2 tRNA genes and 2 rRNA genes are annotated in these 4669 nt (G+C 46.4%); all 4 read right to left on the reverse strand.

The window, feature by feature from the left end:
• Positions 1-2091 (reverse strand): 23S ribosomal RNA (locus D0T08_RS27340); the annotation flags it as partial.
• A 213-nt stretch (positions 2092-2304) separates the two neighbouring features.
• Positions 2305-2378: transfer RNA gene (locus tag D0T08_RS27345), tRNA-Ala, on the reverse strand.
• A gap of 17 nt (positions 2379-2395) precedes the next feature.
• Positions 2396-2472, reverse strand: a tRNA-Ile gene (locus D0T08_RS27350).
• Positions 2473-2648: 176 nt separating this feature from the next.
• Positions 2649-4150, reverse strand: a 16S ribosomal RNA gene (locus tag D0T08_RS27355).
• Positions 4151-4669: the final 519 nt, after the last annotated feature.

Below are 4669 nucleotides of genomic sequence, written 5' to 3' on the forward strand. Positions count from 1 at the left end.
ATGCCTAGCGACACCGGCTCACAGCCTCCCACCTATCCTACACATCAGTTACCCGAATTCAACGTTAAGCTATAGTAAAGGTTCACGGGGTCTTTCCGTCCCGTGGCGGGTAAGCGGCATCTTCACCGCTACTACAATTTCGCCGAGCTCACAGCTGAGACAGTGCCCAGATCGTTACACCATTCGTGCAGGTCGGAACTTACCCGACAAGGAATTTCGCTACCTTAGGACCGTTATAGTTACGGCCGCCGTTTACTGGGGCTTCGATTCAATGCTTCTCTTGCGATGACATCCCCTCTTAACCTTCCAGCACCGGGCAGGTGTCAGGCCTTATACTTTGTCATTAAACTTAGCAAAGCCATGTGTTTTTGTTAAACAGTCGCCTGGGCCATTTCTCTGCGGCCTCATTGCTGAGGCTCCCCTTCTCCCGAAGTTACAGGGTTAATTTGCCGAGTTCCTTAGCTGTGACTCACTCGAGCACCTTAGGCTTCTCGCCTCGACTACCTGTGTCGGTTTACGGTACGGGTGGTAAATGGCTGAAGCTTAGCGGCTTTTCTTGGAAGTCTCTTCACATATTCGGTTCAGCCTAAGCCTCCCCTCAACGCCCTATTCCGTCAGGACGTATACACTCCGACACTCCGTCCCCGCATCGCACCATCACCAGTACAGGAATATTAACCTGTTTGCCATCGGCTTCTGCTTTCGCATGATCCTTAGGACCCGACTAACCCTCAGTTGATTGACGTAGCTGAGGAATCCTTAGTCTTTCGGTGTGTATGGTTCTCACATACATTATCGCTACTTATCCCTACATTTGCTTTTCTATCCGCTCCAGCATACCTCACAGTACACCTTCGCCGCGAACAGAATGCTCTCCTACCCAAGAATAAATTCTTGACTAAACTTCGGTACTATACTTGATGCCCGTTTATTATCGATGCCCGCCTCGCTCGACCAGTGAGCTGTTACGCACTCTTTAAATGATTGCTGCTTCCAAGCAAACATCCTGGCTGTCTCTGCAATCAGACTTCCTTAGTTCAACTTAGTATAGATTTAGAGACCTTAGTTGTAGTTCTGGGTTCTTTCCCTTTTGGACTCGGACCTTAGCACCCAAGCCCTCACTGCCGAGTATATTATATCGCATTCGGAGTTTATCAGAATTTGGTAGGATTTGACTCCCCCGCATCCTATTGGTAGCTCTACCTCGATATAACTCAACCTCGACGCTGTACCTAAATACATTTCGGAGAGTACGAGCTATTTCCCAGTTTGATTAGCCTTTCACCCCTACCCACAGTTCATCCAAAAACTTTTCAACGTTAACTGGTTCGGTCCTCCAGTTGGTTTTACCCAACCTTCAACCTGACCATGGGTAGATCACAAGGTTTCGCGTCTACAGCCACCGACTATTCGCCCTATTCAGACTTGCTTTCGCTTCGACTACGTATCTGAAATACTTAATCTTGCCGGTGACCGTAACTCGTAGGGTCATTATGCAAAAGGCACGCCGTCACAGCACTAAGCTGCTCCGACCGCTTGTAAGCGTACGGTTTCAGGTTCTATTTCACCCGGGTACTCCCCGTGCTTTTCACCTTTCCTTCACAGTACTCGTTCACTATCGGTGTCTCAGGAGTATTTAGCCTTGGCGGATGGTGCCGCCGAATTCAGAGGGGATTCCACCGGTCCCCACCTACTCAGGATACTGCTCGTCATTATCTCGGTACGTTTACGTGTCTCTCACACTCTATGGATGACTTTCCCAAATCATTCAACTTAAAGATAAATCCTAAATGCAGTCCTATAACCCCACTTTTGCCGTAACAAAAATGGTTTGGGCTTCTCCGCGTTCGCTCGCCACTACTTGCGGAATCACTGTTGTTTTATTTTCCTTCGGTTACTTAGATGTTTCAGTTCACCGAGTTAGCTCCATATCAGATATGGTAATAGTTCTTCAAACTATTGGGTTGCCCCATTCGGAAATCTACGGATCACAGAAAATGTGCTTCTCCCCGTAGCTTATCGCAGCTTATCACGTCCTTCTTCGCCTCTGAGACCCTAGGCATCCTCCGTACGCCCTTATGTAGCTCCTACATTATCTCTTTTATTCTCTCTTCCATCATGTCAAATAACTTCACCCAAGTCAAAGTAAATCCCCGATAACTACCAAGCTGTGCTAGTTGGTCGGAGTAATTTATCTACTTATCATTAGAATAGTGGTATTACTACCTTGTTTCTTCGTAAAGAACTAAATCCGGTTGTTAAAGTACCAGGTAACTTATCTTACTTGTAATCTTGTTGATATTGTGGAGGATAACGGATTCGAACCGTTGACCCCCTGCTTGCAAAGCAGGTGCTCTAGCCAGCTGAGCTAAACCCCCATGTATTCTTTCAATCTTGGTGGGCCTGCGTGGACTCGAACCACGGACCTTTACATTATCAGTGTAACGCTCTAACCACCTGAGCTACAAGCCCTCTTTTCAGAGTTTGCAGTCACATGGTCTGTAGTTTTGCTTGCTACAACCACTACACCTGTAAACTTCCGTTCCTTCACTTCAATTTCTACATAACTTGTTTGTGAGAATACAAATGCTCAATCCTTGTGTCAGTCGTTTTTGATTCTTTATCTTCTAAAAGATAAGTATCTCTAAAAAGGAGGTGTTCCAGCCGCACCTTCCGGTACGGCTACCTTGTTACGACTTAGCCCCAGTTACTGGTTCTACCCTAACGAAATCTTTTACCTTCCGCTTCAGGTCTACCCAACTTCCATGGCTTGACGGGCGGTGTGTACAAGGTCCGGGAACGTATTCACCGGATCATAGCTGATATCCGATTACTAGCGATTCCAGCTTCATAGGGTCGAGTTGCAGACCCCAATCCGAACTGTGAACGACTTTTTGTGATTGGCTTGCCATTGCTGGCTCGCAACACTCTGTATCGCCCATTGTAGCACGTGTGTTGCCCTGGACGTAAGGGCCATGATGACTTGACGTCGTCCCCTCCTTCCTCTCTACTTGCGTAGGCAGTCTTGTCTGAGTCCCCAACTTTACTTGATGGCAACAGACAACAGGGGTTGCGTTCGTTGCGGGACTTAACCCAACACCTCACGGCACGAACTGACGACAGCCATGCAGCACCTTGTTTTGGGCCATTGCTGGCGAATCCATTTCTGAATTCTTCCCTCACATTCTAGTCCAGGTAAGGTTCCTCGCGTATCATCGAATTAAACCACATGCTCCACCGCTTGTGCGGACCCCCGTCAATTCCTTTGAGTTTCACCGTTGCCGGCGTACTCCCCAGGTGGATTACTTATCGGTTTCCCTTGGTCACTGACTATTCGCCAACAACTAGTAATCATCGTTTACTGTGCGGACTACCAGGGTATCTAATCCTGTTTGATCCCCGCACTTTCGTGCCTCAGCGTCAGTGTAACTGCAGCAGACTGCCTTCGCAATCGGTATTCCTCCTGGTATCTAAGCATTTCACCGCTACACCAGAAATTCTATCTGCCTTCTGTTAACTCAAGCTAACCAGTATCAACGGCATGTAAAACAGTTAAGCTGCTACCTTTCACCGCTGACTTAATCAGCCGCCTACGCACCCTTTAAACCCAATAAATCCGGATAACGCTCGCCACCTACGTATTACCGCGGCTGCTGGCACGTAGTTAGCCGTGGCTTATTCTGCTGGTACCGTCAACTTCTCTCGCAAGAGATCTTTTCTTCCCAGTCAAAAGCAGTTTACAACCCAGAGGGCCTTCTTCCTGCACGCGGCGTGGCTGGGTCAGACTTGCGTCCATTGCCCAATATTCCCTACTGCTGCCTCCCGTAGGAGTCTGGCCCGTATCTCAGTGCCAGTGTGGGGGATTCTCCTCTCAGAGCCCCTAAAGATCGTAGACTTGGTGAGCCGTTACCCCGCCAACTATCTAATCTTACGCATGCCCATCTTTATCCGATAAATCTTTCAAAGCTACTTGATGCCAAGTTACTTACTTATGCGGTATTAATCCGGGTTTCCCCGGGCTATCCCCCAGATAAAGGTAGGTTGCATACGCGTTACGCACCCGTGCGCCGGTGTATTGCTACCCCTCGACTTGCATGTATTAAGCCCGCCGCTAGCGTTCATCCTGAGCCAGGATCAAACTCTCCATTGTAAATGATAGTTTGCCTGACCACTTTGGTCTCGCATTTGCATTCTCAACAAGTTAATGAACTTTATTCATCCAGTATCGCTACCTTCCGACTCGCTAAAACTAAAACTAAGTCTCTAAAAAATTTAAACTCTTTTTAAACAACTTAATCCGTTTCCTTGTTTTACTATTTAAAGAACTTTTCTTCTTTATTACTCTCTCCGTTTTTACTAAGCGAAACGGACTGCAAAGTTACGAGCTCTTTTTGAATTAAAAAAATAATTTTTCATATTTTTTTTCACTCTCCTTATCTCCTCAACCATCCTTCGTAACTCCTCTTTTCTTTTTATTTCTCTACTCTCTCAATCAATCGGGGTGCAAAATTCTGAATTTTTTATTTTAAAACCAAATTAATTTTAAAATTTATTTTCAACCCTTTCGTTCCCTCAACCTCTCTTTCCTTACTCTCTCAATCAATCGGGGTGCAAAATTCTGACTTTATTTTTACAATTCCAAATGAATGACAAACTTTATTTTCAACCT

This window comes from Emticicia sp. C21, assembly GCF_003418935.1.
Lineage (GTDB): Bacteria > Bacteroidota > Bacteroidia > Cytophagales > Spirosomataceae > Emticicia.